This is a genomic window from Caldisericia bacterium, from assembly GCA_026414995.1.
Classification (GTDB): Bacteria; Caldisericota; Caldisericia; order B22-G15; family B22-G15; genus JAAYUH01.
In genome coordinates, this window is the sequence record JAOAHY010000010.1 from 16,072 (window position 1) to 42,591 (window position 26,520).

Genomic DNA, 26,520 nt, shown 5'->3' on the forward strand with positions numbered 1-26,520 from the left:
CTCCTCCTTTAAATTTGAAATCCGAGGGATAGCCCTCCGTCAACTATAAAAACTTGACCTGTTATATAAGAAGAGTCATCTGATGCAAGAAATGTTACAAGTTTAGCAACTTCTTCAGGTTTACCATACCTTTTTAATGGAATCATACTTAAAATCTTCTCTTTTGTCTCTTCATTTAAAATTTCTGTCATCTCAGTTTCAATATATCCTGGTGCAATTGCATTAACTCTTATATTTCTTGAAGCAACTTCTTTTGCAACTGATTTTGTAAATGATATTAACCCTCCTTTTGATGAAGAATAATTAGTTTGTCCTTTATTTCCGAAAATTCCCACAATTGAAGAAATATTTATAATAGAACCTTTCTTTTCTTTAATCATAAATGGTAAAACTTCTTTTGTCATTAAAAACGCACCAACAAGATTTGTTTCTAAAACTTTCATAAAATCTTCAAATGTCATTCTTAAAATAAGGTTATCTTTTGTTATACCTGCATTATTAACCAAAAGATCTATATTATTAAACTCTTTTATAAATAAGTTAACTATATTTTTAACTTCCTTCTCTTTTGAAACATCCCCTTTGAGCAAAATAACTTTTATTCCAAAATTTTCTTCAAGATCCTTTTTAATTTTTTGAGCAAGCTCTATGTTCTTTAAAAAATTTAATCCTATATTGTATTTTTGCTTTGCAAGTTCATATATAATTGCTTTACCTATGCCTCTTGTTCCACCTGTTACGATAGCATTTTTAAACTCTTTCATATTTGTCTTCTTTAATAATTGATTCTGAATTTAAAACTCTTAAATTTGAATAATCTTTTGATATAAGATTTGTTAAAATCTTATTTGGACCAACTTCATAAAATTCATTTACCCCAAAGGAGATGAGTTTTTCAACTGTTTGAATCCATCTAACAGGTTTTGTTATTTGATTCATTAATACATTTTTAATTTCTTCACCATTTTGAATAACTTCATTAACAACACTTGAAATATAAAGATATTTTGGAGAGTTAAAGGTTACTTTATCCAAAATTTGTCTAAACTCATCTTCTGCTTTTTTCATAAGAGGAGAGTGAAATGGAAGAGAGGTTTTTAATGGTAAAATTTTACCTCTTAATTTTTCTACCTCTTTTTTAAATTCTTCGATTAAACTCTCTTCTAAAGAAACTACAATTTGTGTTTTTGAATTATATCCTGCAATTTGAATAACTCCATTTTCTTGAAATAATTCAATTAATTTTTCTAATTCATTAAGATTTAAATTCATAACTGCCAATTGAACTCCTCTAATTTCACCAATAAACTTTTTCATAACTTTTGCTCTTTCTCTAACCAAAAGAAGGGCATCTTTAAATTCTAAAACTTCACTCACAAGAAGTGCAGAATATTCTCCAAGAGAGTGTCCACAAACATAATAAGGAATAATTCCTTTTTTTTCTAAAAATTTAAAATATATATAACTTGTGAGAAGAATTGAAATTTGAGCATTCTCAGTATCTTTTAATACATCATCATCTGCCTCAAATAGAAGATATCTTAAATCAATGTTTAAAATCTCTTCTCCTATTCTAATATACTCTTCACATTTTGGAAATTTTTCTAAAAGTAGAACTCCCATTCCTTTATATTGAGAACCTTGACCTGGAAAAATAAAACTTCTCATTTCTTAATCTCCTCCTTTCTTTTTAAAGTTGCAATTATTTTACCCTCACAAACTATTTCTTTATCCTTTGTACATTTAACATCAAATTTAACAAACCCCATCTTTTCAGAAACAACAAAAGATTCAAGAAAAAGAATATCACCTGGAAAAACTGGTTTTTTAAAAGTAAAATTTTCAATTTTTACAAATATTGGAATTTTTCCTTCTATTAAATCTTTAAAAATTAAAAGTGATACTTGAGCAAGTGCTTCTAAAATTAGAACTCCTGGCATAATTGGAAAATTCTCAAAATGTGCATTAATCCAGAAAGAATCCTCTTTAACTTTGTATTGTCCTAAAATTTTCTTGCCTTTTTCTAACTCAATTATTTCATCAACAAAAAGAAATGGCTCTCTATGAGGTAAATATTTTTTAATTTCATCTAATTTCAACTTTTCCTCCTAAAAATAAAAATTAAAAAAATCGTCAAAGAAAGAGCAAGAATTGTGATAAGAATTTTTTTTGTCTTTTTGTTTTTAACCTTTTCTTTTATGAGTCTTGAAACAATTTCTGGTGAAAGGTGAACATTTGTTTCTTTTAAAGAGAGAAGTTCTTTTCTTATTGCGTCATAATCATTCATAACTCTCTCCTAATATCTTTTTAAGATTTTTCCTTGCTCTATGAATTCTAACTTTTGTAAGGTTTAATGATATTTTTAAAATTTTTGAAATCTCTTCATATGAATACCCTTCAATATCTCTCAAAGTTAAAATTTCTCTATCCTTTTTATCAAGTTTATTTATTGCAATTAAAAGTTTTTCCTTTTTTTCATCCTTTATAATTTCTTCATCAATTTTTATTTCTTTCTCTTCTTCATAAAAGTTTAAATTTTTTTCAATTTTTCTTTTCCTCAATTTTTTGAAGCATGAATTTCTTGCTATTCTTAAGAGCCAAAATTTAAAATCATCATCCTTTTTAAGAGTATTAATATTTATAAAAGCCTTCAAAAATGTCTCTTGAGTCAAATCTTTTGCATCCTCCCTATCTTTTAAAATAAATAAACAATAAGTAAAAATTTCACTTTCATATTTCTCTACCAATTCTGCAAAAGCACTAATTTCACCTTTTTTAACTCTTCTAACAAGTTCTTTATCTATCACTTTATATGACCCTTAAAACTATTTAATGTTACATACTTTAATGTTATAATTTTATAACAAAAGATAGGAGGTGGATAAATTGGAATTACAAGGTAATTTAAAAGATTTTTCTTTAGAAGATTTATTAAAATTCGTAAATTTGACGAAAAGAACTGGAATTATTCAAATTAAAGGAAAGATAGAAAAAGAAGGTGATAAAACTGCAAAAATATATTGTAAAGAAGGAGAAATTATTGATGCTGAAATAGATTCAAAAACTGGTGAAGGAGCTCTATATTATATCTTAGCAATAAAAGAAGGAACATTTGCTTTTTCAAAAGAACTTCCTCCAAACAAAGAGATTAAAATAACAAAAAAATTAGAAGAGCTTCTTTTTGAAGCTTCAAGACAAGTTTCAACTCTAGAAGAAATTCTTAAAAGACTACCACCAATTGATACAATTTTAAAAATAAATCCAGCTCCTCCAACAACAAAAATATCTTTAAGCAAAGATGATTGGACAATTCTAAATAGATTTAGAGATGGAAGAACAATTAAAGAAGTAAGGGATGAATCTAATTTAGGTGAAGTTGAAACATTAAGAAGCATTCTTTCACTTTTAAGTGCAAATCTACTTATACCAGAAGAGGTAGATATCATGAAAATTGTTCCAGAGCATTCTGAAAGAGCAAAACAAGTTTTAAAAACATACATTGGTCTTGATGTTAGTGTTTTCCCTACGCCTAATGTAAGAGCAAATAACTTTTTCTTTAAAGTTGATGGTAAAAAGACACTGGAGCAACTTATGAATGAAATGAAACTAAAAAGAAAAGATGCTCTATCACTTTTTCTGCTTCTTGTAAAAGAAGGAGCTCTTAAAGCAAAAGTTTCTCCAAGTGTTTATCAAAAAATAGAAGAAGAGATAAGTAAAAGTTAAAAAATAAATTTAAAAAATTTATGAAAAAAAATTTATTTATATTTTTTATATTTTTATTAATTATTAATTTTTCCATAAAAGATGTAATTTCTAAAGATTATTATTTTAAAAGAGTTTATACAGAGATTTACATAAATAAAGATGGTTCGTTTGATGTAAACATTGAGAGAACATATCACTTTTCTGGTTCTTTCACATGGGGTACTTATTATATTGATAAAAAGGGATTCACAGAAATTAGAGACTTTTCTTTAAGAGACGAAGAGAAGGAATATAAAAAAGAAGATTATGAATCTCAAGCAGATGGAACTTATATATTTAAAGATTTAGGAAATCAATATTTCATAAAATTTTATTTTAAGGCAGAAAATGAAGATAAGGTGTTTCATTTTAAATATAAGGTAATTGGTGGAATAAAATCTTATCTCGATATTAGTGATTTTTATTGGAAAGTGATAGAAGATAGATGGGAAAAGGACACTCGTGAATTTGAATGTAAAATATATCTTCCAGAAGAAATAAAAGAAGAAAATTTCTATGTTTTTGCACATGGACCATTATGGGGAAAAATAGAAAAATTAGATGGTAAAGGCGCAAGACTTTATATAAAAGATTTACCAAAAGAAACATTTGTAGAAGCAAGAATTTTATTTCCAAGTGAAATACTTGAGACAGAAAAAATTTCACAATTTAAATTAGATGAAATTTTAAAATATGAAAGAGATTTAGCAAATAAATCTAATATCGTTAGATTGAGAGTTAAATTTATTTTTTATTTAATTATCATTATTCCAATTATTTTATTTTTAATTTGGTTATTATTGTTTAGAAAATTTGGTATTGAGTATAAAGTTATTAAAAATTATGAATATTACAGAGAGCCACCAGATAATCTTGATCCTGCTATTGTTGGATATCTTATGAATTGGAAAAATGTATCATCAAAAGAGTTTATTGCAACACTAATGGATTTAATTAGAAAAGGATATATAGAGGTTGAATCAACAAAAAAAGAGGTTGGGACAATTTTTAAAAAAGAGAAAGATGTTTTGCTTTTTAGAAAAACTAACAAAGATCCATCCTTTTTAAAGAGTTATGAAAAAATTATTTATGATTTTTTATTCACAAATCTTATTTATGAAGATCTTTTAAAGTATTACATAGATAAAAAGAAGTTGAAATATTGTGAAAAATTCATAAAAGAAAAGAGTAAACCTCTTTCAGATTTTGCTGGAAGAAGTGATACTGTTGTTTCTTCTATTGATATTGAAAATTATATAAAAAGAAATAGACAAGAATTTAAAACTCTATTTGATGCATTTAGCGAACAAGTTAAAGAAGAAGGAAAATCATATAATTTCTTTGAAGAAAAAGGTTTTAATTTAGTTGTTTTAATGATTGTATTAATAATTGTTTATGCATTTATTTCATTTATTTTAGTTGGAAACTTAAAATTATCAACCTCTTTAATAATTTACTCAATTATTTCATCATTTATTTTATTTTTTCTTTCGACATTTATGCCAAGAAGAACCTTAAATGGTGCTGAAACATTCAATAAATGGAATGCATTTAAAAAATTTTTAAAGGATTTTTCAAATTTAAGAGAGGCAATTCCAATGTCAATTATTTTATGGGAAAAATATCTTGTCTTTTCAACTCTCTTTGGAATTAGTGAAAAAGTTTTAAATGAATTAAAATATTTAATTCCAAAAATGAGTGAAGAGGAAATTAGAAGAAGTAATCTTTTTTCAATTTCTTATCATGGAGGTTCTTTAAATTTCTCAAATGTTTCTGCAAATTTGAATTCATTAGCTTCTTCATTTAATTCAATTTCAAGAATCGCAACATCATCTCTATCTTCCTCTGGTGGTGGAGGAGGATTTTCTGGAGGAGGGGGTGGAGGTGGTGGAGGTGGTGGGGGAGGAGCAGGTTAAATAGAAATTTTTTCTACATTAATTTTCATATCTTCTAAAAAAATCTTACTTCTCTCTTTAAAAGTTTCAGGGTCTTTTGTTGTATAAAATTTTTTAATTCCATTTCCATTATTTTTTATAAGATGTTTAATAAATGGAATTATTTCATATGCTGGATCAACAATTTGAATGTTTTTAAGATTTTTTCTAATTACTTCTTCAAGGGCTGGAAAATGTGTACATCCTAAAATTAGAGTATCAAAGTTTTCAAAAGGCTTTAGGATTTCTTTAACTAAATTAAATGTAGGTGATTCATTTATAATTCCATTTTCAACAATGTTTACAAGTTCTTGAGAACCTACTTCAAGAACTTCAATATTTTCATTTAAAGAGTTTATTTTATTTTTATAGACATGAGTTTTTGCAGTTAAAGGAGTAGAGATTACTCCTATTTTATTGTTTCTTGCTATTTTGATTGCTTTAATAACAGCACCATCTATAACTCCAATTATTGGAACTTTAAAATTTTCTTTAAGATAAGAGAGCGCAACAGAACTAACAGTGTTGCAAGCAACAATAATAAGGTCAATATCTTTTTTTATTAAAAAATTAACAATTTTAAGACTTCTATCAATTATCTCCTCTTTTGTCTTTATACCATATGGGTAATATGCTTCATCTCCAACATAAAAAAAATCATTTTTTGGAAATTCTTTATAAATAACTTTAAAAACAGATAAACCTCCAATTCCTGAATCAAAAATTCCAATTTTACTCATTGATTAAAATATTCAGATATTGCTTCAAAAATTGCTTCTGCAAGTTTTTGTCTCATATTTTCATTTAAAATGATCTTCTCTTCATTTGGATTTGAAATATAAACTGGTTCAATTAAAACACTTGGCATTGTGTTTATATCTTTAACAACTGCAAAACCTTTATTTCTAACTCCTCTATCTATAGTGTTTAAAGCATTTATAATTTTTTTGTGAACTAACTCTGCAAATTTTAAACTAAATGGATGAAAATAGTATGTTTCTGTACCTGAAGTTGAACTTGAAGTTGAAGCATTTAGGTGAATTGATAAAAATAAGTCTCCTCCAGAGGAATTTGCAATTTGAACTCTCTGATCAAGATTTGGAGTACTTTTATTATTTTCTTCTGTTCTTGTCATTAAAACAATAGCTCCACTTTTTTCAAGAAGTTCTTTAATTCTTAATGCAATATCTAGAACAATTTTACTCTCATATGCTCCAGAAGGACCAACTGCACCAACATCATAATAAACGCCTCCAGTATAAGCACCATGTCCTGGATCAAGAATAACAAGTTTTCCGCTTAGACCTTTTGATACATCTCTTGAAAGAGAAATTTTAATTGAGGGAGGTGCTTTTGTTGAAGTAATTTGAATATTTTTATAACCACTCTCAAGCTTCAAAACAATTTTTGTTATTGGAGAAATTGAAGTAGATCTTTCCTTTGTTTCAATATTTGATACAAAATCATATGTTTTGAAATCAACTTCTGGATATGGAAGTGCATTTATTGATAAAGTAAGATTATTTCCTGAGATTGAATAAGTATATTTTGAGATAAAAGATAAATTTATTGTATAGATTACTTTATCTAAACTTTCCTTGTTTATATCAATACCATATATGTATGGGTCAAGATAAAGATTTTTATTATCTTTGTCATAAAAAACTCCTGTATCAATCATAAATGGAAGAAAATCAATTGGAACAAAAAATGTATCTCCTATGATTGCTGCTGTTATAGAAAATTCTCGAGTTTTATTTCCTCTTTGAACTTTTTTAAAATCTAAAATATCAACTTTTAGACCTTTATAGAAAAATGAAAATGTTTTAGAGTTATCATCATATTCTGAAGAGATACCTATTGAAGATAAAAATGATTTAAGAGGTATAAAAAGTGTTCCACTTTTTTCAACAGGTGATGGAAAAAGATAAACATAATCATCTGAGAGATAGACATTATATAAAGAAGCGTTTCCCTGAGATAAAATTGCTATTTGAATACCATTTGTTATCTTTTTGATATTATATTTTATATCTCTTGATAAATCCACAACAATCCTTGTAATTTTTGGGTTTGAAGAAAATTGACTTGCTCTGACTCTTAATATTCCATATTTTTGAATTTCTTTTGTAATTGAACCAGAAAGAATAATTGTATTTTGTATATCTACAACAATTCTTATTGGGTTAGATAAGACAGAATCAGAATAATTTTTTATTTCTCCATTTCCTAAAATATTTATTATTATATTCCCATTTTGTTCAACAAAATTTATATCATTTATCTGAACTTCACCTTGAGTCTGTTTTGGAACTTCTTCACTTGATTTTATCCAAAATAGTTTTCCATTAAAAACTATTTCATAAAAATATATATCTGGAAAAATCAAAGAAATACCAACAATTTGAGTCTCTTTTCCACTAGAAATAATTTCACCTGTTTTCATCTCTTCAGATGGACCCTCATAAAGAAATTTATCTGTAAGAAGTTTATATTTTGTATTTATAAGTTTTGTATCTACAACTTTTTCTATATAAATTAAATTTACTCTTTCTGAAAAAACCCAACCTGCAGAATTGTCTATTTTTGCAAAATACCAAACTTCATTTGAAGAGTTTAGTGCCATACCAGATATTAAAATTTTTGTATCTGGTTCTAAACTTCTTATAACTTCATATGAAATGGAGGGTCCGGTTCTTAAATTTGTATATTCTTTTATAACTCCAGAATTTTCTTTTTTTGTCTCTTCTTTTTTCTGAACTTCAACAACCCAAGAAGCAACAAAACCTTCTTTTCCAAGTTTTTCTATTTTAACTTTATACCAAACTCTTCCATCACCATCTTTTGCTTCAGATAGAACTTTAAGAACCATTCTTTCTGTAATTGTAGTTAAGATATCATAGTTAAGGCCAGGGCCTGTTCTAATGTTTGTTGGAGGGGTAATGATTACTTCTTTAATTTGAGATATGACAAAAGAAATAGGTAAAATTAAAGAAAAAATAATAATAAATAAAAGAAGTTTTTTAATAACCATATTTAATTTCCCTTTCAATCCTCCTCTTTAATTCTCTTTCCTTTATCTCTTTTCTTTTATCATATAGTTTTTTTCCTTTTCCAAGACCAATTAAAACCTTTATAAGGCCCTTCTCATTTAAATAAATTTGTAAAGGAACAACTGTATAACCTTTTTCTGTAACTTTTCCCAAAAGTCTCATAATTTGATTTTTATGAAGCAGAAGTTTTCTTTTTCTCATTCTATCATGATTTCTAATTGAAGCATTTGGATATGGACCTATATCTAAATTTATAACATATGCTTCTCCATTTTGAAATCTAATATAAGAGTCTTTGAAACTAACTCTTCCTTCTTTTATAGATTTCACCTCACTTCCTAAAAGTGAGATTCCAGCTTCAATTTTCTCTTCTACATCTAAAGTTTGAATTGCTTTTTTGTTTGTTGCAATAATTTTTTCTATGCTCATCTTTTCTATTATACTATACAATTAGATAAAACACATAAGAGTTTGTTTCAGATTTGATATAATTATATAACCTGATAAAATTTTTATAGGAGGTGAAAATGATTAGAACTATAGTATATCTTGTTCTCTTCATCCTCACTTTAATCTTTCTCTTTCAGAATGGAACAACTCCAGTAACTTTAAAATTTTTAAGATGGCAAACTCCAACAACTATTCCTGTTGGATTTGTTTTTGTTGGAGCTCTTCTTGTTGGGGGAGTTATTGTTTGGCTTTATCATCTTCCAAAAATGATTTTTTTGAAAACGAAATTAAAGAATTTAGATAGAAAGATAACATTACTTATGGAAGATATAAAAAGAAAAGAGAGAGAAATTGAGGAACTAAAAAAGAAAAAAGAAGAACTTGAAGGAAAAATAAAGGAAAAGATAGAAGAGAAACCTAAAGAAGAAAAACCTTTAGAAGAAAAAACAAAAGAGGGTGAAGAGAAAAAAGAAGAAAAGAAAAATATTTTTTCAATTTTTAAGAGAAAAAGAGTTGATGAAAACAAAGAATTTAATTAGAGGATCTTTAATTGGTGCAGTTTATTTTGCTCTAACAGTAATTTTTGCTCCAATAAGTTTTAAAGCATTTCAAGTAAGAATTTCAGAAGGTTTAACTCTCCTTCCATTTTTAACAAAAGATGCAATATGGGGACTTTTTATAGGATGTTTTATTGCTAATTTTTTCTCTCCATTTGGATTGGTTGATATGATATTTGGTTCTCTTTTAACACTTTTTGCAGCATATTTAACCTATCTATTAAGAAAAACTAAAAAATTATTTTTAGCACCTCTCCCACCAATCTTAATAAATGGATTTGGTGTCTCATTTTATATAACTCTTCTATCAATGGAAAGACCATCAATATCCTCTTTTCCAATTAAAATGTATTTTTCAATTTCTTTATCAATAATTTTGGGAGAGGCATTATCAACATATATAATTGGTTTGCCTTTAACATATTATCTTTCAAAATTAAATTTTTTAAAGGAGGAATCTATATGAAAGTATCACTTGCTCAAATTAACACAAAACTCGGAAATATAGAAGAAAATGTTGAAAAGCATAGGTTTTATATAAATAAGGCTATTGAATTAAAAAGTGATCTTATCATCTTTCCTGAACTTTCACTATCTGGATATTATCTACTTGATGGAACCCTTGAAGTTTCAATTAAAAAAGATGAAATATTAAAAATTTTTAAGGATGAATCAGAAAAAATTGATATTTCATTAGGATTTCCTGAGTTAGGAGAAGATAATATAACATATATATCTCAAATTTATCTTTCAAAAGGAAAAATTTTAAATGTTCATAGAAAAATTTATCCACCAAACCATGGAATGTTTGAAGATTTAAAATTTTTTGGAAGAGGAAAGAGAGTAAAAGCTTTTGATACACCATTTGGAAAATTTGGAACTCTTATTTGTAGAGATTTCTTTCATCCATCTCTCCCTTTCTTATATTATTTACAAAACATAAATTTATTAATTTTAGTATCTGCAATTCCTGTAAGAGGTGGCTATAAAGAAGAGGGTTTATCAATTTATGAATCAACAGAGAAACTTCTATCAATTTATTCACAAAGATTTCAATTTTATATTGTTTTTGTTAATAGAGTTGGTTTTGAAGAGGGAGTTCCATTTATGGGGGGTTCGATGGCTTATGATTCATCTGGAAGAAAAATTTTAGAATTACCATTAATTAAAGAGAGTTTTGAAAGTATTGAAATTAATTTTGAAACAACTAAAAAAGATATATTTAATCTACCATTAAAAAGAGAGGAAGATATAAATTTAATTTTTGAAAACTTAAAGGAGATAAAAGATGGTGAATTTAAAGATTAATTGTCCTTTTGCAAGAGATTTGATTGTCTCTTTTATTAAAGAGGAAAGTGAAAAAATTGGACTTAAAAAAGGAGTTATTGCTTTGAGTGGTGGTCTTGATTCAACTCTTATTAGTTTTCTTACAACTTTATCTTTAGGAAAAGAAAATATTTTTTTAGTTAATATGCCTTATGGTGAACTTGGAGAAAAAGGGAAAGAAGATTCTATTAAAATTGCTGAAGAACTTGGAGTTTCATTAGAGATTGTTGATATTAAAAATATTGTTGATGCATATTTTAGAACTGAGGCAGATAAATTAAGAAAAGGTAATTTTATGGCAAGAATCAGAATGGCAATAGTTTTTGATATTTCTAAAAAAGAAAATGGTTTTGTTATAGGTTGTTCAAATAAAAGTGAACTTTTAGTTGGATACTCAACTTGGTATGGTGATATGGCTGCATCAATTCTTCCTATAGGTGATCTATACAAAACTCAGGTAAGGGAACTTGCCAAATTTATTGGAGTTCCAGATTTTATTATTGAAAAAATACCATCAGCAGAACTTTGGGAAGGACAAACTGATGAAGGTGAGATGGGTATAACATATGAAGAGTTGGATAAAATTCTTTTTCTTTTGGTAGATAAAAGAATGAAGGTCGAAGAAGTTGTTAATGAAGGTTTTGATATTCAAAAAGTAAATAAAGTTAAAAAGATGGTAGTTAACTCACATTTCAAAAGAAGATTACCTCCAATTCCGAAAATTTCTGATAGAACAGTTGGAATAGATTATTTATATTTTAGAGATTATAAAAATTATGATTAAATTAGTTATTTTTGATTTTGATGGTACACTTTTTGATACAAAATTTGATATTGCAAGAAGTGTTAATATTTATTTAGATGAAATTGGATTTCCAAAATTAAAAGAAGAGACTCTTTTTAAATTTATTGGAAATGGTTCAGACTATCTTCTTCAAAAAAGTTTAGAGGAAGTTGGAGCAAAAGATTTCAAAAATTATGACATTGAAAGGTTTCTTGAAATTTATAAAAATGAAGCAACAAAAACAGTTAAACCATTTGATGGAATAGAATCTATATTAAATTATTTAAAAGATAAATTTGTTTTATATATTGTCACAAACAAAGATGAAGAGAGTACAAAAATTATTTTAAAGAAATTTGATTTTGAAAAATATTTCAAAAGAGTTATTGGAAGAGATAGTTTTGGCATTAAAAAACCTGAAAAAAGACTTATGGAAAGAATTATTGAAATTGAAAATGTAAAGCCAGAAGAAATTCTTGTTGTTGGTGATAGTGAGATTGATTTTCAATTTGCAAAAAGCGTAAACTCTAAAATTGCAATAGTTCTTTGGGGAGGAATAGGAGATATTGAAGAATTAAAAAAATTAGATGTAGATTACTTTTTATATAAACCTCAAGAAATATTAGAAATCTTTAAATCTTGATTTTACCTTCTTCAATTAATTTTAATGCAATATCAACGATTTGAGGGTCATACCATGACCCTCTGTATTTTTTAAGTTCATCAATAATTTTCTCTCTTGACAATCTTGGTCTATATGGTCTATGTGTACTCATTGCTTCAATGCTATCTGCAACACAAATTATTCTTGCTTCAATTAAAATTTCATCATTTTTAAGTCCATATGGATAACCACTTCCATCATACTTTTCATGATGTTCTAAAACAACATCTTTAATATTCCATGGAAAGTCTATCTCTTTTAAAATTTCATATCCAATTTCAGGATGCTTTTTTACAAAATCCCAATCAATTGGTGAAAGTTTTACAGGTTTATTTAAAATCTCCATTGGAATTTCTATTTTTCCAATATCATGAACTAAACCTGCAACTCTAATTGTTTCAATAGTATAATCTGAAAGTTTTAACTCTTTTGCAATTAAAACACCAATTTCAGCAGTTCTTCTTTGATGTCCTGCAGTATAGGGCTCTTTCATTTCAACAATTTTTGCAAGTAAATTTATTGTTTGATAGAAAGATTTATGAAGTTCTTCCTCCTTTTTCTTAAGTAAGTTTAAATTTCTTACAGATTCTGTAATATCTCTTATTAATACAAGTGATTTATCCTCTTCAAATTTTACAAATCTTGCTTCATAAAAGCATTTTTCTTCTTTATTATGAGGACAAGGTAGGTCATAAACAAATGATGTTAATACATTTTCTTTTAAAGTTTTTTTAATTGATTCTTTTGTTTTTTCTCCTATATCTTTTCCCATCACTTCAATTATATTTTTACCTAAAAACTCCTCTGGCTCTAAAAGAAGTTTATTTAAATCTCCGTGATAATTTAAGAAATTTCCATCTTTATCTAAAATAAAAATTAAATCTGGCATAACATCAATAATTGCTCTTAATCTATTTTCTTCTATTTTTAAGTTCTCAAAATATTTTACTCTTTCATCTATATCTTCAACCAAAGTGATAAAATATTTTATATTTCCTTTTTCATCCTTGATAGCATTTGTTGTTATTTTTCCCCAAAATATACTTCCATCTTTTCTTATAAATCTTTTTTCTAATATATAATTATTTATTTCTCCTTTCTTTATTTTTTCAAATAATTCAATATTTTTTTCAAGTTCTCCTGGATGAGAATAATCTTTAAAAGTAAATGTCTTTAACTCATCGAGTGAATATCCAAGCATTTTTTGAAGTGCTTTATTGCTTAAAAGAACCTTTCCTTCTGAATCTGTAATATTAACACCAACAGAAAATTGATCGAAAATTGCTTTTATCAACTCTTCTTTCTCTTTTAAATCAAAACTAAATTTAATCTCTTTTGTAATATCAACAACAACTGCTATAGCATATAAAAATTTTCCATTCTCATCTTCAACTCCAACAACATAATCCCTATTGTAAACAATTTCTCCATCTTTTCTTATAAATTTTATATCTAATTCAAAGTTTTTAATTTCTCCTGAAACTAATTTGTTATATATTTCATTTACTCTCATAAAATCATCAGGATGAATGATATCTTTAAATGTTTTTTCTAACATTTCTTCAACTGTATACCCGAGTATTTCAGCTCTTTTTTGATTCATATATAAATATTTTCCATCTTTATCAAGTATTGCAATACCAACATTTGTTGAATCAAAAATTTTTCTAAATCTCTCTTCACTTTCTTGAATTTTTCTTAAATATTCTCTTTCTTTAGTTATTTCTATAGTTGATTCAACAACATATTGAACCTCACCATTTTCATTTAAAACAGGTATTCCTTTAATATGCCAAATTCTTCCATCTGGAGTAGTTATTTCGCCCTCTTCAAATTTTTTTGTTATAAAAGCAATTTTTACAGGACAATTTTCACAAGGAGTGTTCCTCTGATGCCATATTTTAAAACACTTTTCACCAATAAGTTCATCTGGTTTTTTATTTACTGAATCTCCTGCTGCTTTGTTTGCAAAAAGAATATTTAAATCATTATCTTGAACTGTGATAAGTTCTTTAATATTATTTACAACTTTATTAAGTAATTCTCTTTGTTCCTCAATACTTTTAATTAATTCTTCTCTCTCTAAAGAAGCCTCAATAACTTCAACACCACTTTTTAAAGCATAAATATCAAATGGTGAGATTTGTCTTTCTTCATTCAAAATTAAAAATCTAATTACACCTTTTAAATCATTATTTACTAAAATAGGAAAAAAAGCTTCTTTTTTTAAATTTATAGCTTCATCTTTCAATAATATTTCTATTTTATTTTCATCTAGTTCTAATTTTACATCATTATCTTTATAAATCTCATTACTAACCCATTCATATTTTTTTATGAAAAAATTTTTGATATCTTTTTCATAAAAAGAAACTTTGTTAAAACCTCCTGCCTCACCAAGTTTTTTGAGAGCATACTCTATCTTCTCTCTTATAGTATGAGATTTTAATAGTTCAAATGTTATCTCTCTAGCAGAGTTCAATATGTCATAATAAATTGTATCCATTTTTTTCATTATATCAATTTTTTATATTTAATGTTAATATAATTTCAAAATTTCTAATTTGAATTAAAATTAAGTAAAATATTATTTATGATTTATTTTAACACGAGGAGGAGAATTGATTTATAGAAAGTTTATAAAAGGAGATATCTTGATTTCTCAACTTGGTTTTGGAGCAATGAGATTTCCAACTATTTCAAATGAAGAGGATGTTGATATAAAAAAAACTTACGAAATGCTTGATTATGCTATTGAAAATGGAATTAATTATATAGATACTGCATATCCATATCATCATGGTATGAGTGAAATCATTCTTGGAGAATATTTTGAAAAAAGGGGGATAAGAGATAAAATTTTTCTTGCAACAAAAATGCCAGTTTGGAAAATAGAAAAGTTTGAAGATTTTGATTTTTATTTTAATATTCAATTAAATAGATTAAAAACTAATTATATAGATTTTTATCTACTTCACTCTTTATGGAAAGGTTCTTGGGAGAAAATTAAAAATCTGAAAGTTTTAGATTGGCTTTTAGAAAAGAAAAAAGAGGGAAAAATAAAATTTTTTGGATTCTCTTTTCATGATGAGTTTGAAGTTTTTAAAGAGATAATTGATTTTTATGATTGGGATTTTTGTCAGATTCAACTAAATTATATGGATATAAATTATCAAGCAGGAGAAAGAGGGCTTTCTTATGCTTTTGATAAAGGAATTCAGGTTATTATAATGGAACCAGTTAAAGGAGGTAAACTTGCTAATCCACCAAAAAATGTATTAAAAATTTTTGAAAATTATAAAGTAAATAAAACACCAGTTGAGTGGGCTTTATCTTTTTTATTTAATAAAAAAGAGGTCTTAACAGTTTTAAGTGGTATGAGTTCAATTGAACAAGTTAAAGAAAATATCTCAATTGCTAGTAAATATAATGTAAGTTCATTAAGTGAAGAAGATTTAAATATTATTTTAAAAGCAAGAAATGAGTGGTTAAATATTAGAACAATTGATTGCACAAAATGTAGGTATTGTTTACCATGTCCTTATGGGGTTAATATTCCAGAAAATTTTGAAATTTACAACAATTTTGTTATGTATGGCGATTTAAATGAAGCACTTTGGGAATATGAATATTTGAAAGAAGAAGAAAGAGCATCAAATTGCAGAGAATGTGGTGAATGTGAAGAAAAATGTCCTCAAAATTTACAAATTAGAGAGTTATTAAAAAAATTAGTGGAATCTTTTAATAAATAATTTTAATTTATAAATCGCGAGCGTTAAAAGTGTCCCAATTATCTAAATTTCCTGTTTGATAACCTTTGTAAAACCATCTTGATCTCTGTTCTGAAGTACCATGAGTAAATGAATCAGGAACTACATATCCTTGCATCTCTTTTTGAATTCTATCATCTCCCACAGCACTTGCAGCATTTAATGCTTCATCTAAATCTCCTATTTCAAGATAACCTAATTCTTCAACATATCTCGCCCAAACTCCTGCAAGATAATCTGCTTGTAATTCTAATCTAACTGAATATTCATTAAACTCCTTAGAACTTACCCTTTGCCTTATTTTTTCAATTTGATCAGTTATACCTAAAAGGTTTTGAACATGATGACCAACTTCATGCGCAATAACATAAGCAATTGCAAAATCACCTGTTGCTCCAAATCTATCTCGAAGTTCCTCGAAAAAGCTCAAATCAAGATATATTGTTTCATCTGAAGGACAATAAAAAGGACCTGATTGAGAACTTGCTATACCACAGCCAGAATAAACAGCATCAGTGAATAAAACAAGTTTTGGTGGAACATATGTTTCGCCATAATCTTTAAATATATCAGTCCATGCATCTTCTGTATCAGCTAAAACAACTGATACAAATTCTGACAATTCTTTTTCTTCTGCTGTTTCTATATATGTTGTGTTGTTTTTATTATCATTTGTTAAATTATTAAAAATATCTGTTATATTTCCTCCACTGAGAAGTGTATAAATTAATAATAGAATTATACCTATTGCCCCTCCTGCCATAGCAAAACCACCAACACCTCTCCCCCTTCTATCTTCAACATTTTCACTTCTTCTTCTTTCTTTCCATTTCATTCTTTCCTCTCCTTTAAATTTAGATTTCTAATTTTATTTTATCAAAATAAATAAGATATTTTATTGAACTTAAATATTATTAATTTTCATTTAAAACATCTTGGGTTTTAAAATTTGAATTTAGAAATTAAGTTATCTTATACATGGTGCCGAGGGAATGGAAATTTGAATAGTAAAGAAAAATATTTTAAATTTGAGTTTGAAATAAAAAGTGAATTGATAAGCAAAAAATGATCTTAAAACTTTGTAAAATATTTTAGAAATTTACTGAATTAAAATTATTTATATTTTAATACTAAATTTTTCATTGTGTTATTTTATATTTTGTATTTAGATTATTATTAATAATTTAATAATAATTCACTAAATTTAGTATAATAAATAAAAAAAATTCAGGAGGAAAAATTATCATGAATATAGAATTGATTCTATTAATTTCAATTTTGGCTATTTTAGTTATAAATTTAATAATTTATCTTGTAAAAATGAGTGCTCTTAAAACTGATACATCAAAAATTGTGGATAACATATCATTAAAATTACCAGAAAATCTATTTAATGTTTTAAGTAAAATGGGTTTAAATGAACAAATAGGGAGTTTAAAAACTCTTGCAGAAAAAATAGAAAAAGTAAGTGGAGAACTTACTCAAATTTTTAAAAACCCACAAGAAAGAGGTTATTTAGGTGAAACAGTTCTTGAGAATATATTAAAAGATACTTTACCTACAAATCTTTATGGTATAAAAGAAAAGATTCCATCTATTGGAAATAAAATACCAGATGCGTATATTAAACTTGATAGTGAAATTATATGTATAGATGCTAAATTCCCTCTTGAAAATTATAGAAAAATGTGTGAAGTTAAAGACGATAATAAGACAAGGTATAAAAATGAGTTTAGAAAAGATGTTGAAAAACATCTTAATAAAATTTTAGATGACTACATTAAACCAGAACAAGGAACAGCAAAATTTGCTTTTGCTTTTATACCAGCAGAAAGTGTTTATTATTATCTTTTAACAGAAGAATCAGATATGATGAAAAATTATTTAAAAAAGGGTGTTATACCTGCTTCACCTAATATGCTTTACAGTCAATTAACAGTTGCAAAAGCAGGTTTTTATGCTAAAGCACTTAGAGACTCAGCAGATAAAATTGTAAGTCATATAGATTCTATTAAATCAACTGTTGATAAACTTGAGAGAGAATGGTCAACATTTTTTAACACTCATTTTCAAAATGCTTACAATAAAGCAAAAGAGATCCCATATTATATTCAAGAATTATATAATAAAATATCAGAACTTATTAATACAACGAAATTTACTGATTCAAATATTAATTAACAGTTAACTTTAATCTTTTTTTATTAACTCATCTTTTAATAAATCGATTGAATTTTTAAGTTCCATAATTGCATCTTTAAGCTTATCAATCTTTCCATTTGTTCTTAATAGTAAAAATGTTGCAACAACTATTGGAAAGCCTACTTGAGAAATAAGTTTAATTAATAAATCTATTTCCAAAAATGTTCACCTCCTTTAAAAATTTTTATTAAAAATAATTTGTTTTAAAATATAAGTAAGAATAAAATAGTTGGAGGATAAAATGACAATTAAAAGATGCGGAGAATGTCCATGTTTAACAAAAAAGACAAAGGGTGGTCCAATTTTTTTCTATGATGTATTTTGGTGTAATAAATATGATTTAGAGAAAGACCCTAATCAAGAAGCATGTGCATATGCTAAAGACAGAAGCAGTAAAGGTTATAATTTAGATTGCAAGTAGAATTTTACTAAAAAAACTCCGACCTGCCGAGACAAAGAAGCTTTTCCCTTAATTCTTTCAACCTCTTCTCGCACAGGTCAGAGTTTAAATTTTATTCTATGGAACTAAATCTGTTCTTGTTGTTTCAACTATTCCTGCATCTACAAGAGAAGTAAGTTCACCATATCTTGTCAAAAATATATTTTGGTTTATAACCCAATTTGCAAAATTTTGAATATTTTGTTGTGTTAAATTATTTTTTGGATTACTAAATCTCATTGTGAAGGTTCTTCCTTCAGTTTCTGTTGCAAATACAATATAAACTTGTTTGTTCAATAATAATCACCTCCTCTCTTTTTTATTTATTAAGTTTTAATTTAATTTTTTAAAAACTTAAAATTATCCATACTGCTTCCTTATCATTCTGTAAGAAGTGAATATTGGGTCATTAACTAAATTTGCAACCTGCTGGACAAAACCTTCAATTTGTGTATCTGTTGCTGTAGGTTTTATGAAATTTTGGGTCTCACTTCTTGTGTTTCCTTCTGTTCCAAATACAATTCTTATTGAGTGTCTTTCATCTACTACTGGCATCAAACTCACCTCCTTTCATTTTTGATTTTTCAAATAAATCTTTCCAGAAGAGGTTATATGCAATTTGAGAGATTGAAAATATTTCTAAAAGTGTATATTCAAAATTGTTTGTGTTCATAAAAAATTTACCTTGAAGATAAACTGAGAGAGTTCCTATAAGAAAAGAAAAAAGAAAAGCAATAAGAAATTTAATTTGTCTTGACCAATTTTTATTTATAAAGAATTTGACAACAATAGGCATAAATATACCTAAAAAAGAGTTGAACCATATAGGCTTTATCTCTTTAATTAACTCCAAAAGAAGCGCCTCCTCTCATATTTTTATTCTTGAGAAGAAATTTTTCAGAATAGATGATATTTGAAAATTTTTAGTGCTAATTGAACAATTTTTCATAAAATCACCCTTTTCTTTTTAATGAATTAATTTCATTAAGAGAAGAGTTTTCATTACTCTCACCTTTAATCTGTGATAAATCATCTTTTATTTTTCTTACTTGAAATTCAAGAACTCTTACTCTTGTTTCAAGTGAACTATTAAGCATTTCATAGCTTTTAAGGAGTTTCTCAATTGCCTCTAATTCTTTTTTGATTATTTCATCCATATTTTCACCTTCCTTTTTATTCATTTTTATTAAAAAGAAACTCTTTTGCCTCTTCAAAACTTCTAAAAACTTTAATCTCATCTTCTCTAAAAACAATAAAATTTCCTTCATTGTCTTTTGTGATAAATTCATTTTCATTTTTTTTAAAAATAATCTCTAACCTTTTCATTGAAAATAAAAACCTCCTTTTAAAAATTTAAGAAATCTTTTAATTGGGAGATTTCTCCCAAATTTATAAAAATCACTTCCATATCTTTGATGAAATTTATTTGAAAATCTTTTCCTTTTTTACATTGAATTAAAAGAATTCTATTGTTTGTTGTATCAATTCCTAAAATATCAATCGGTGAGTGAGAGCCTGAACTTCTTAAAACTATGTTGAATTTGTCTTTTAAAAAATTCATAACTATATATTCAAATCTTCTTCCTTTTTCATAAAACCTATTCAATTCAATTTCCGCTCCTTAAAAAATCATAGAAATTTTTTAATACTGTAAGAAATGTTCCAAAATCAACAATCTCATCAGGTGAATGAATGTTTTTTATCCATCCAACTTTTAATGCATAATCAATTGAATTTTGTTTGTATGAATTTATATCTAAAAGGTATTTTGAAAATTTATCCCAAGGAAAATTTTTTCCAGGGCACTTTGTTTGAACTATATCTTTATGTCTTAAAACTCTTTCTGGTGAAATTTCATATTTTTTCATTAATTCTTTTACAAGGTACGCTCCTTCATGAAGTTGAATTGGAGTTATAATTTCTAATTCAAAATTACCAATGAATGAGATTGCTAAACTTCTTAAATTAAAATAGTCATCACCTGAATGGATACAGAAGTTATCTTCATCTTCTCCTTTAAATATATTTCCTTTAGGACCTATACCATAGTGATATGGTGCTTTACTCCAAGGAAATTTTTCTTTATATTCTTTCTGGTGATTTTTTAAAATATTATTCCAAATTCTCTCACCTGTTGGATCTTTCTCAATATTTAATGTTCCTGTATGATGAATTATTATGTATTTCACTTCAATTAATTTCATTTTTTGAGCCTCCTTTAAAATTTTTCATTATCTTCTTGAACCTCCTTGAATAAAGATTTTAAAATTCATTGAAGACAACCTATCCATTGCTCTTGGATATTCATCCTTTAGTTTCTTCTCTGAAAGATTTGATGTTATTATAGTTGTTAATTTAAATCTATACCTATAATCAATTAGATAATCAAAAAAACTTTTATTCCACTCATTTTTTACTTCAACTCCAAGGTCATCAATGAGAAGAATTTTCTTGTTTAATAAACTCTCATCTTGCTCTTCAAAAATTTTATATGAGTGATTGTAATAAAATGGATAATACTTTTTAAATAATTCTTGAATAATTAAAAAGAGAATGCTTGTTTTTCCTGAACCAACTGAACCAATTATTGTTAAACCTTTTCCATATAAGATAAATTTTTGAATGTTATTAATATATCTTTCAATTTTCTCTCTTATACTCTCCTCAACTTTATCAAGAGATATATTTAAGAAAGTTTTTCCAAAGTTTTCTTTTAAAAAGTTTTGGTATATTAAGCAAGAGTTTTGACCATAAGAATCACAATTAAATGAAATTCCATCTATTTGAAAATCTCCATCAATACAACTCTCACACCTTTTTGGAATTTGTGGAATTGATATTTTCTCCTTTTTATCTTGAATATCTCTTATAATTTTTTCAATTAAATTTTTAATTTCATCCATAATTGAATTCTCCTAACATTCACCAAAAAACTCTTTTACTGCTTCTTCACCTGTAAAACCTTTGAAACTGAAAGTGATGACTTCTTCTTGAGTGTTTTCAATTAAACCACTATCTTTTTTAGAAAAGAGTTTTGGAGTTTTCTCTTTTTCTCTCCATTTGAGATTCATTCTTTTTGAAATCTCATAAAGATAAGGAATATTTGGTACTTCTCCTTTTTTCTCTTTTATTGTTTTAAGTAAAATTGCCTCAAATTGTCTTGGGGTTGAAAAAGAAAGAATACCTTTAATATATGGAAGATCTTTTTCTCTTATTTTTCCACCATATTTATAAAAGGTTTTTATAATTTCTTTTTCATATTTTGGGAGTGAGAGAGTTTCAATTTGTTGAAACTCTAAAAATTTATTTATAAATTTTTCATTTATAATATTTTTTTCTTTTTCTTTTAGAAGTTTATAAGAAACCTTTTCTTTTTCTTTTTTAAAAAATTGTGGTGAATGTTCACCTTTTTGAGAAAAGAGTTGAGTTGAAGAGAGTTTTGAGAGTGAACATTTATGAAGAGAATTCTCATTAGGGTTTTCTATTAAATGTTCACCTTTTTGAAAAGATGGTTGATTTAGAGAATTTTCGATTGGTGAACATTTTAAAGGTGAACATTCTAAATTAAAATCAATTATTAAAAGATTTACTTTTCCTTTCACTCCAAACTTTGTTATGTGTTTTAACTCTTCCTCTTTTTGTACTTTATAGATATTTTTCACAACAAGAGATGGAGAACATTTATATTTTCTTGAGATTTTTCTAACATTTATATCTTTTCCTTCATAAGCAAGAATTTTTACCTCTTTTCTTATAAGTTCACTTATGCTCATTTTTCTTTACCTCAATTCTTTCTAAAAATTCTTTTATCTCTTCATCTTTCTTTTTTGATAGAGAAATTATTTTTCTCATAAGAAGAACTTCATCATACTCATTGAAAACTTTTGCTAAAATGAGGTATATTAAATGAGTATCTTTCATCACCTTCTAAAGGGAGAGGGGTTTAACCCTCTCCTTCTTTCTTTTCCTCCTCTTTTAATTCATCAATGAATTTTTCAATTATTCTGTCAAGTTTTGACATTTTACTTTTCCTCCTCTTCATCATCATTTTCAATTTCAAAATAGATACTCTCAATTGATGCAATTCTTACATAACCTGTGCAATAATCACTTTTTAATTCAACATATTCATCTTTAACATCTGTAATAAAATACTCTTCCCATTCATCACCAGATTTTGTTTTGATTTGATTTACCATCTTACCCTTTAAATTTTGGAGAAGCTCTTTAAACATTTTTACCTCCTAATAACTCCTCAATGTGAGGAGAAATTATTTTTATAAAATAAGATAAAATTTCATCAAAATCTTTTTCTCCATAAATTTCAACAATTTTTAATTCTTTTTCTTTGCCAACTTTTATAACTTTTTCTTCTTTTTGTTTTGTTTCTAAAACCATCTTTTCACCTTTAAAAATTTCTGTTATTATTTTTATAGCATTAACTAAATATATTATAGCAAATAATATAATATTGTCAAGCATATGCTATAAAAATGTTTTAATTAAAATTGGGAATAGTTTTTTAAATAAAATTTTTTTATGTAATTAAATTTTGAAAAAATTTTTATTCTATTGACAACTTGAAAATATTTTTTATAATATTAGCAAATAGTATAAAGGAGGTGAGATGACAAGTAATGAAAAGATAAAAAAATTAAGAGAAAAATTAGGTCTTTCAATGAGTGAATTAAAGAGGGAAAGTTTGAAAATGTATATGTTTTATTATTTAAGGAGAAAGAAATGACTAAAGAAGAAAAGTTTTTTAATGCTTTAAAAGATATATTTATCGGAGCAAAAATTGAAGGGGTTGGTGGATTTGTTAATTTAATGAAAATAAAAACAAAATATTATGATAATATTGAGAAAATTCTAAAAGATGATATTGAAAAAGCACTAGAAAACTATCCAACTTTCAGAGATGAACTATTTGATAAACTATATACATTTTTTAGTAGATATTTCACAGAAAGTGGTAGTGTATATTTTAATTCAACACCATTTCATAACAATGTATATGAAAAGGTTTATACAGATGATAAAGATGTAATTCTATTTTGGAAAACTCATATGCTTTATTATGTTAAAACAGATAGATTATTCAGAAGTATACCAGTAGAATTTGATGGTAAGAAGTTTTATTTTGACGCTTCAAAAATTGAAAATAAAAAAGCAAATGAAAAAAGAGAATTGATTTATAAATTAAAAGAGATAAAAAAAGATAATACAATTGTCTTTGATGTTTATTATTCAGAAAAAGGTAGTAAGACAAATGTTGAAAATATATTGAGAGAAGTGAAAAAGAAAAAAATAGATTTAAATTATGATGATTTAGAGAAAGCATTTAGAATATTTGAAAGGCAGAGGGAGGTTGATTACTTTATTTATAAAAATGCTAAAGAGTTTTTACAAGAGCAGTTTAATTTATGGCTGTATCAATATTTTTGGAATGGTGGTAAAGAGTGGAATGTTGATAGAGTAAATCAACTTCAAATATTAAAAGATATTGCTTACAAAATAATTGATTTTATTTCACAATTTGAAGAAGAGTTGAAAAAAATATGGAATAAACCAAAATTTGTGAAGAATTCAAACTATGTTATTACACTTGATAGAATAGTATCAAAAGAGAGTGGTTTATCTGTTTTAAAAAAGATATTGAATCATAAAAATATAGAAAAACAAATAAATGAATGGAAAGAGTTAAAGATTATAGATGATAGTTTTAATAAAAATGAAATTATAGTGAATGATGTTTTTGGTGATAAGTTAAATGATAAATATAAATTTTTACCAATAGATACAAAATATTTTAAAGATTTAGAATTAGAAATTGTTGGATTGTTTGATGATTTAGATAATGAATTAGATGGATGGTTGATTAAGAGTGAAAATTATCAAGCATTGAATACAATATTACCTAAATTTAAAGAAAGAGTGCAGACTATTTATATAGATCCACCATTCAATAAAGAAAAAGATGCTGATTATTATTACATAATAAAATATAAAGATTCTACTTGGGCTACAATATTGGAAAATAGATTAAGATTAGCAAAAGAGATTTTAAAAGATACTGGAAGTATATTTGTTAGATGTGATTACAATGGAAATTGGATTGTTAGACCATTGATGGAAGAAATTTTTGGTAAAGAGAATTTTAGAAATGAGATAGCGGTAAAAAGAACAGTTATGATGAAAAGAGAAACAAGAAAATTAGAAGTTGAATATGATATTCTAATTAATTATTCTAAAAATTTAGTAAATAGTAAATTCAATTTAATATGGGAAGAAATTCAACCTAAATGGTCTAAAATGCCAATTAAATATAACAAAGGTGGGCCTACAGGAAAACCAATCATTATTGAAAATAAAAAATTTATCCCTCCTGATGGTTATAGTTGGGCTATTGGTAATGAGATAGCAAATGAAATGTATAAAAATGGAAGATTAAAAATCGAAAAAGACACTTTATATGTTTTATTTGATAAAAGAGCAGTCGGAACAAATTGGCTTGATATATCTGGATATTCAACGAATTGGGGCTTCTCTACAGAAAATTCAGAAGTAATGATTAAAAGAATATTAGAAATTTCATCAGATTGTGGTGATTTAGTTATGGATTTCTTTCTTGGTTCAGGTACTACAACAGCTGTAGCACATAAATTAAGAAGAAAATGGATTGGAGTTGAGTTAGGTGAGCATTTTTATTCTGTTGTCTTACCAAGAATGAAAAAAGTGTTAGCATTTGATAAATCTGGAATTTCAAAAGAAAAAGAAGTAAAAGAAAAATATAATGAAAAATTAGCAGGTGGATTTTTTAAATATTATGAATTAGAGCAATATGAAGAGACATTAAGAAAGGTTAATTATGAAAATTCAGATTTATTTGATAGTTCTGACAAAGATATTTATAATCAGTATATTTTTATGAGAGATTTAAAGTTATTAGATACACTTGAAATTGATTATGAAAATAATAAAGTAAATGTTAATCTATCAAAATTATATGAAAATATAGATATATCTGAAACTTTGTCTAATTTACTGGGCAAATGGTTAAAAAAGATAACTTCAAATGAAGTTATCTTTGAAGACGGTGAAAAGATAGATATCAAAAATTTAGATTATAAATTAATAAAACCATTAATATGGTGGTGATGATATGATGAAAAGATATTTACAAGATATGAAAGGAGAAAGAAATGACTAAAGAAGAAAAGTTTTTTAATGCTTTAAAAGATATATTTATTGGAGCAAAAATTGAAGGGGTTGGTGGATTTGTTAATTTAATGAAAATAAAAACAAAATATTATGATAATATTGAGAAAATTCTAAAAGATGATATTGAAAAAGCACTAGAAAACTATCCAACTTTCAGAGATGAACTATTTGATAAACTATATACATTTTTTAGTAGATATTTCACAGAAAGTGGTAGTGTATATTTTAATTCAACACCATTTCATAACAATGTATATGAAAAGGTTTATACAGATGATAAAGATGTAATAAAATTTCTAAAATATTTTACCTTTATTTCAAAAGAAAAAATCTTGGAAATAGAGAAAACGCTTGAAAAATCACCAGAAAAAAGAGA

Annotated in this window: 35 protein-coding genes; 12 read left to right on the forward strand and 23 right to left on the reverse strand. The window is 25.9% G+C overall.

Going from position 1 to position 26,520, the window contains the following annotated elements:
* Window positions 1–8: 8 nt before the first annotated feature.
* From fabG to N3D74_04440, 5 genes are read right to left on the reverse strand one after another with little or no spacing between them, the layout of a single operon-like run.
* Complete coding sequence (fabG, locus tag N3D74_04420) at window positions 9–764, reverse strand: 3-oxoacyl-[acyl-carrier-protein] reductase (GenBank protein MCX8095409.1); 756 nt, start codon at window positions 762–764, stop codon at window positions 9–11.
* Window positions 751–1,668 (reverse strand): ACP S-malonyltransferase, encoded by a 918-nt coding sequence (locus N3D74_04425; GenBank protein ID MCX8095410.1) that lies wholly within the window; start codon window positions 1,666–1,668, stop codon window positions 751–753. The genes fabG and N3D74_04425 overlap by 14 nt, the downstream gene beginning before the upstream one ends.
* Window positions 1,665–2,099: a 3-hydroxyacyl-ACP dehydratase FabZ gene (gene fabZ, locus N3D74_04430; GenBank protein MCX8095411.1), complete on the reverse strand. Its 435-nt coding sequence runs from the start codon at window positions 2,097–2,099 to the stop codon at window positions 1,665–1,667. The genes N3D74_04425 and fabZ overlap by 4 nt, the downstream gene beginning before the upstream one ends.
* Window positions 2,096–2,287, reverse strand: a complete 192-nt coding sequence (locus N3D74_04435; GenBank protein MCX8095412.1) for a hypothetical protein — start codon at window positions 2,285–2,287, stop codon at window positions 2,096–2,098. The genes fabZ and N3D74_04435 overlap by 4 nt, the downstream gene beginning before the upstream one ends.
* Window positions 2,280–2,807, reverse strand: coding sequence for an RNA polymerase sigma factor (locus tag N3D74_04440; GenBank protein ID MCX8095413.1), 528 nt, complete (start codon window positions 2,805–2,807; stop codon window positions 2,280–2,282). Before N3D74_04440 ends, N3D74_04435 begins: the two co-directional genes overlap by 8 nt.
* A 79-nt stretch (window positions 2,808–2,886) precedes the next feature.
* Between N3D74_04440 and N3D74_04445 the strand changes: the two genes are divergently transcribed.
* Together N3D74_04445 and N3D74_04450 are read left to right on the forward strand one after the other, a co-directional pair.
* Window positions 2,887–3,723, forward strand: coding sequence for a DUF4388 domain-containing protein (locus N3D74_04445; protein ID MCX8095414.1), 837 nt, complete (start codon window positions 2,887–2,889; stop codon window positions 3,721–3,723).
* A 20-nt stretch (window positions 3,724–3,743) separates the two neighbouring features.
* A complete protein-coding gene (locus tag N3D74_04450; protein MCX8095415.1) occupies window positions 3,744–5,660 on the forward strand; it encodes a DUF2207 domain-containing protein in 1,917 nt (638 codons plus the stop codon).
* Here the strand turns inward: N3D74_04450 and murI are convergent.
* From murI to smpB, 3 genes are read right to left on the reverse strand one after another with little or no spacing between them, the layout of a single operon-like run.
* On the reverse strand, window positions 5,657–6,418 hold the full coding sequence (gene murI, locus N3D74_04455) for a glutamate racemase (GenBank protein ID MCX8095416.1): 762 nt from the start codon (window positions 6,416–6,418) through the stop codon (window positions 5,657–5,659). The genes N3D74_04450 and murI overlap by 4 nt on opposite strands.
* Window positions 6,415–8,730, reverse strand: a complete 2,316-nt coding sequence (locus N3D74_04460; protein ID MCX8095417.1) for an N-acetylmuramoyl-L-alanine amidase — start codon at window positions 8,728–8,730, stop codon at window positions 6,415–6,417. The genes murI and N3D74_04460 overlap by 4 nt, the downstream gene beginning before the upstream one ends.
* Window positions 8,702–9,160 (reverse strand): SsrA-binding protein SmpB, encoded by a 459-nt coding sequence (smpB, locus tag N3D74_04465; GenBank protein MCX8095418.1) that lies wholly within the window; start codon window positions 9,158–9,160, stop codon window positions 8,702–8,704. Before smpB ends, N3D74_04460 begins: the two co-directional genes overlap by 29 nt.
* Before the next feature lie 98 nt (window positions 9,161–9,258).
* On the opposite strand from smpB, the gene N3D74_04470 reads away from it, so the two are divergent.
* Genes N3D74_04470 through N3D74_04490 form a run of 5 tightly spaced genes read left to right on the forward strand, consistent with a single transcriptional unit; the run spans window position 9,259 to window position 12,491 of the window.
* Complete coding sequence (locus tag N3D74_04470; protein MCX8095419.1) at window positions 9,259–9,720, forward strand: LapA family protein; 462 nt, start codon at window positions 9,259–9,261, stop codon at window positions 9,718–9,720.
* Entirely contained in the window at window positions 9,698–10,204 is a 507-nt protein-coding gene (locus N3D74_04475; GenBank protein ID MCX8095420.1) for a QueT transporter family protein, read from the forward strand. Before N3D74_04470 ends, N3D74_04475 begins: the two co-directional genes overlap by 23 nt.
* A complete protein-coding gene (locus N3D74_04480) occupies window positions 10,201–11,046 on the forward strand; it encodes a hypothetical protein (protein ID MCX8095421.1) in 846 nt (281 codons plus the stop codon). The genes N3D74_04475 and N3D74_04480 overlap by 4 nt, the downstream gene beginning before the upstream one ends.
* Window positions 11,027–11,848, forward strand: coding sequence for an NAD+ synthase (locus N3D74_04485; GenBank protein MCX8095422.1), 822 nt, complete (start codon window positions 11,027–11,029; stop codon window positions 11,846–11,848). Before N3D74_04480 ends, N3D74_04485 begins: the two co-directional genes overlap by 20 nt.
* A complete protein-coding gene (locus N3D74_04490) occupies window positions 11,841–12,491 on the forward strand; it encodes an HAD family hydrolase (GenBank protein MCX8095423.1) in 651 nt (216 codons plus the stop codon). The genes N3D74_04485 and N3D74_04490 overlap by 8 nt, the downstream gene beginning before the upstream one ends.
* Here N3D74_04490 and N3D74_04495 read toward each other — a convergent pair.
* Window positions 12,481–15,027, reverse strand: coding sequence for a PAS domain S-box protein (locus N3D74_04495; protein ID MCX8095424.1), 2,547 nt, complete (start codon window positions 15,025–15,027; stop codon window positions 12,481–12,483). The two genes, N3D74_04490 and N3D74_04495, sit on opposite strands and share 11 nt — an antisense overlap.
* Before the next feature lie 106 nt (window positions 15,028–15,133).
* Here N3D74_04495 and N3D74_04500 point away from each other — a divergent pair, with 106 nt between their 5' ends.
* Window positions 15,134–16,264 (forward strand): aldo/keto reductase, encoded by a 1,131-nt coding sequence (locus N3D74_04500; protein MCX8095425.1) that lies wholly within the window; start codon window positions 15,134–15,136, stop codon window positions 16,262–16,264.
* A 7-nt stretch (window positions 16,265–16,271) separates the two neighbouring features.
* On the opposite strand, the gene N3D74_04505 is transcribed toward N3D74_04500, so the two are convergent.
* On the reverse strand, window positions 16,272–17,117 hold the full coding sequence (locus N3D74_04505) for a zinc metallopeptidase (GenBank protein ID MCX8095426.1): 846 nt from the start codon (window positions 17,115–17,117) through the stop codon (window positions 16,272–16,274).
* Between the two features lie 410 nt (window positions 17,118–17,527).
* Here N3D74_04505 and N3D74_04510 point away from each other — a divergent pair, with 410 nt between their 5' ends.
* On the forward strand, window positions 17,528–18,463 hold the full coding sequence (locus N3D74_04510; protein MCX8095427.1) for a DNA recombination protein RmuC: 936 nt from the start codon (window positions 17,528–17,530) through the stop codon (window positions 18,461–18,463).
* Between the two features lie 9 nt (window positions 18,464–18,472).
* On the opposite strand, the gene N3D74_04515 is transcribed toward N3D74_04510, so the two are convergent.
* Window positions 18,473–18,643 (reverse strand): YvrJ family protein, encoded by a 171-nt coding sequence (locus N3D74_04515; GenBank protein MCX8095428.1) that lies wholly within the window; start codon window positions 18,641–18,643, stop codon window positions 18,473–18,475.
* An 82-nt stretch (window positions 18,644–18,725) separates the two neighbouring features.
* Between N3D74_04515 and N3D74_04520 the strand changes: the two genes are divergently transcribed.
* Entirely contained in the window at window positions 18,726–18,905 is a 180-nt protein-coding gene (locus N3D74_04520; protein MCX8095429.1) for a hypothetical protein, read from the forward strand.
* A 96-nt stretch (window positions 18,906–19,001) separates the two neighbouring features.
* Here N3D74_04520 and N3D74_04525 read toward each other — a convergent pair whose 3' ends face one another.
* The 12 genes from N3D74_04525 to N3D74_04580 all read right to left on the reverse strand — a co-directional run bounded on the left by N3D74_04525 (window position 19,002) and on the right by N3D74_04580 (window position 23,405).
* Window positions 19,002–19,220 (reverse strand): DUF2922 domain-containing protein, encoded by a 219-nt coding sequence (locus tag N3D74_04525; protein ID MCX8095430.1) that lies wholly within the window; start codon window positions 19,218–19,220, stop codon window positions 19,002–19,004.
* Between the two features lie 63 nt (window positions 19,221–19,283).
* The gene (locus N3D74_04530; GenBank protein MCX8095431.1) at window positions 19,284–19,478 is read right to left on the reverse strand and encodes a hypothetical protein; all 195 of its coding nucleotides are present in this window, start codon (window positions 19,476–19,478) and stop codon (window positions 19,284–19,286) included.
* A complete protein-coding gene (locus N3D74_04535; protein ID MCX8095432.1) occupies window positions 19,462–19,776 on the reverse strand; it encodes a hypothetical protein in 315 nt (104 codons plus the stop codon). Before N3D74_04535 ends, N3D74_04530 begins: the two co-directional genes overlap by 17 nt.
* A 100-nt stretch (window positions 19,777–19,876) precedes the next feature.
* The gene (locus N3D74_04540; protein ID MCX8095433.1) at window positions 19,877–20,080 is read right to left on the reverse strand and encodes a hypothetical protein; all 204 of its coding nucleotides are present in this window, start codon (window positions 20,078–20,080) and stop codon (window positions 19,877–19,879) included.
* Between the two features lie 16 nt (window positions 20,081–20,096).
* Window positions 20,097–20,249, reverse strand: a complete 153-nt coding sequence (locus N3D74_04545; GenBank protein MCX8095434.1) for a hypothetical protein — start codon at window positions 20,247–20,249, stop codon at window positions 20,097–20,099.
* 19 nt (window positions 20,250–20,268) lie between these two features.
* Complete coding sequence (locus N3D74_04550; GenBank protein MCX8095435.1) at window positions 20,269–20,529, reverse strand: hypothetical protein; 261 nt, start codon at window positions 20,527–20,529, stop codon at window positions 20,269–20,271.
* A gap of 1 nt (window position 20,530) precedes the next feature.
* Window positions 20,531–21,127, reverse strand: a complete 597-nt coding sequence (locus tag N3D74_04555) for an N-acetylmuramoyl-L-alanine amidase (GenBank protein ID MCX8095436.1) — start codon at window positions 21,125–21,127, stop codon at window positions 20,531–20,533.
* A gap of 27 nt (window positions 21,128–21,154) precedes the next feature.
* Window positions 21,155–21,826, reverse strand: a complete 672-nt coding sequence (locus N3D74_04560) for a hypothetical protein (protein MCX8095437.1) — start codon at window positions 21,824–21,826, stop codon at window positions 21,155–21,157.
* A 12-nt stretch (window positions 21,827–21,838) separates the two neighbouring features.
* Window positions 21,839–22,696: a hypothetical protein gene (locus N3D74_04565; protein MCX8095438.1), complete on the reverse strand. Its 858-nt coding sequence runs from the start codon at window positions 22,694–22,696 to the stop codon at window positions 21,839–21,841.
* Window positions 22,683–22,844, reverse strand: coding sequence for a hypothetical protein (locus tag N3D74_04570; GenBank protein ID MCX8095439.1), 162 nt, complete (start codon window positions 22,842–22,844; stop codon window positions 22,683–22,685). Before N3D74_04570 ends, N3D74_04565 begins: the two co-directional genes overlap by 14 nt.
* A 101-nt stretch (window positions 22,845–22,945) precedes the next feature.
* Window positions 22,946–23,158 carry a hypothetical protein gene (locus N3D74_04575; GenBank protein ID MCX8095440.1) on the reverse strand — a complete coding sequence of 71 codons (213 nt, stop codon included), beginning with the start codon at window positions 23,156–23,158 and terminating at the stop codon, window positions 22,946–22,948.
* Entirely contained in the window at window positions 23,151–23,405 is a 255-nt protein-coding gene (locus N3D74_04580) for a hypothetical protein (protein ID MCX8095441.1), read from the reverse strand. The genes N3D74_04575 and N3D74_04580 overlap by 8 nt, the downstream gene beginning before the upstream one ends.
* A gap of 258 nt (window positions 23,406–23,663) precedes the next feature.
* On the opposite strand from N3D74_04580, the gene N3D74_04585 reads away from it, so the two are divergent.
* Window positions 23,664–26,081, forward strand: coding sequence for a site-specific DNA-methyltransferase (locus N3D74_04585; protein MCX8095442.1), 2,418 nt, complete (start codon window positions 23,664–23,666; stop codon window positions 26,079–26,081).
* A gap of 44 nt (window positions 26,082–26,125) precedes the next feature.
* The coding region (locus tag N3D74_04590) for a hypothetical protein (protein MCX8095443.1) at window positions 26,126–26,520 on the forward strand (395 nt) is incomplete at its 3' end.

What these genes read in the sequence shown, in the direction of transcription:
- N3D74_04475 (MCX8095420.1), top strand. Translation starts at nt 9,698, where the DNA reads ATGAAAACAAAGAATTTAATTAGAGGATCTTTAATTGGTGCAGTTTAT.
- N3D74_04450 (MCX8095415.1), top strand. Translation starts at nt 3,744, where the DNA reads ATGAAAAAAAATTTATTTATATTTTTTATATTTTTATTAATTATTAAT.
- N3D74_04435 (MCX8095412.1), bottom strand. Translation starts at nt 2,287, where the DNA reads ATGAATGATTATGACGCAATAAGAAAAGAACTTCTCTCTTTAAAAGAA.
- N3D74_04580 (MCX8095441.1), bottom strand. Translation starts at nt 23,405, where the DNA reads ATGCTTGACAATATTATATTATTTGCTATAATATATTTAGTTAATGCT.
- N3D74_04510 (MCX8095427.1), top strand. Translation starts at nt 17,528, where the DNA reads ATGAATATAGAATTGATTCTATTAATTTCAATTTTGGCTATTTTAGTT.
- fabG (MCX8095409.1), bottom strand. Translation starts at nt 764, where the DNA reads ATGAAAGAGTTTAAAAATGCTATCGTAACAGGTGGAACAAGAGGCATA.
- N3D74_04540 (MCX8095433.1), bottom strand. Translation starts at nt 20,080, where the DNA reads ATGGATGAAATAATCAAAAAAGAATTAGAGGCAATTGAGAAACTCCTT.
- N3D74_04575 (MCX8095440.1), bottom strand. Translation starts at nt 23,158, where the DNA reads ATGTTTAAAGAGCTTCTCCAAAATTTAAAGGGTAAGATGGTAAATCAA.
- N3D74_04485 (MCX8095422.1), top strand. Translation starts at nt 11,027, where the DNA reads ATGGTGAATTTAAAGATTAATTGTCCTTTTGCAAGAGATTTGATTGTC.
- N3D74_04585 (MCX8095442.1), top strand. Translation starts at nt 23,664, where the DNA reads ATGACTAAAGAAGAAAAGTTTTTTAATGCTTTAAAAGATATATTTATC.
- N3D74_04490 (MCX8095423.1), top strand. Translation starts at nt 11,841, where the DNA reads ATGATTAAATTAGTTATTTTTGATTTTGATGGTACACTTTTTGATACA.
- N3D74_04495 (MCX8095424.1), bottom strand. Translation starts at nt 15,027, where the DNA reads ATGAAAAAAATGGATACAATTTATTATGACATATTGAACTCTGCTAGA.
- N3D74_04505 (MCX8095426.1), bottom strand. Translation starts at nt 17,117, where the DNA reads ATGAAATGGAAAGAAAGAAGAAGAAGTGAAAATGTTGAAGATAGAAGG.
- smpB (MCX8095418.1), bottom strand. Translation starts at nt 9,160, where the DNA reads ATGAGCATAGAAAAAATTATTGCAACAAACAAAAAAGCAATTCAAACT.
- N3D74_04545 (MCX8095434.1), bottom strand. Translation starts at nt 20,249, where the DNA reads ATGAAAAGGTTAGAGATTATTTTTAAAAAAAATGAAAATGAATTTATC.
- N3D74_04425 (MCX8095410.1), bottom strand. Translation starts at nt 1,668, where the DNA reads ATGAGAAGTTTTATTTTTCCAGGTCAAGGTTCTCAATATAAAGGAATG.
- N3D74_04530 (MCX8095431.1), bottom strand. Translation starts at nt 19,478, where the DNA reads ATGCCAGTAGTAGATGAAAGACACTCAATAAGAATTGTATTTGGAACA.
- N3D74_04520 (MCX8095429.1), top strand. Translation starts at nt 18,726, where the DNA reads ATGACAATTAAAAGATGCGGAGAATGTCCATGTTTAACAAAAAAGACA.
- N3D74_04480 (MCX8095421.1), top strand. Translation starts at nt 10,201, where the DNA reads ATGAAAGTATCACTTGCTCAAATTAACACAAAACTCGGAAATATAGAA.
- N3D74_04470 (MCX8095419.1), top strand. Translation starts at nt 9,259, where the DNA reads ATGATTAGAACTATAGTATATCTTGTTCTCTTCATCCTCACTTTAATC.
- N3D74_04555 (MCX8095436.1), bottom strand. Translation starts at nt 21,127, where the DNA reads ATGAAATTAATTGAAGTGAAATACATAATAATTCATCATACAGGAACA.
- murI (MCX8095416.1), bottom strand. Translation starts at nt 6,418, where the DNA reads ATGAGTAAAATTGGAATTTTTGATTCAGGAATTGGAGGTTTATCTGTT.
- N3D74_04560 (MCX8095437.1), bottom strand. Translation starts at nt 21,826, where the DNA reads ATGGATGAAATTAAAAATTTAATTGAAAAAATTATAAGAGATATTCAA.
- N3D74_04570 (MCX8095439.1), bottom strand. Translation starts at nt 22,844, where the DNA reads ATGAAAGATACTCATTTAATATACCTCATTTTAGCAAAAGTTTTCAAT.
- N3D74_04565 (MCX8095438.1), bottom strand. Translation starts at nt 22,696, where the DNA reads ATGAGCATAAGTGAACTTATAAGAAAAGAGGTAAAAATTCTTGCTTAT.